We start from the raw sequence: 239 nt of genomic DNA, 5'->3' as shown, positions 1-239 counted from the left end.
GAACACCAGGGCCGGCAGGACTGCGCCCCAGCACGCTTCACCCCCCAGGGCGCGAGTGAAGTGGTCGAGGCCGGCGAATCCCGTGGTCTGGCCGCCGATGCCGAGCCCGGAGTTGCGGGTGGTGAACAGGCACTCCCACAGTGCGTAGCCCAGCGGCAGCACGAAGGTGAGGACGAACCCGACGAAGAACGGTGCCGCGAAGCAAAAGCCCTTGAGCGCACGCATGGTGTGCCAGGTGG

1 pseudogene is annotated in these 239 nt (G+C 68.2%); it reads right to left on the bottom strand.

Annotated features, from left to right (window positions below):
• A pseudogene (locus KVT44_RS56915) lies at positions 1-225 on the bottom strand (sugar ABC transporter permease); the annotation flags it as partial.
• Between the last annotated feature and the right edge of the window lie 14 nt (positions 226-239).

It is taken from the genome of Streptomyces sp. GbtcB7 (assembly GCF_019091445.1).
In the GTDB taxonomy this organism is placed as follows: domain Bacteria; phylum Actinomycetota; class Actinomycetes; order Streptomycetales; family Streptomycetaceae; genus Streptomyces; species Streptomyces mirabilis.
Note: the sequence above shows the minus strand (reverse complement) of the source record. Positions and strands in the feature narration are given on the sequence as shown.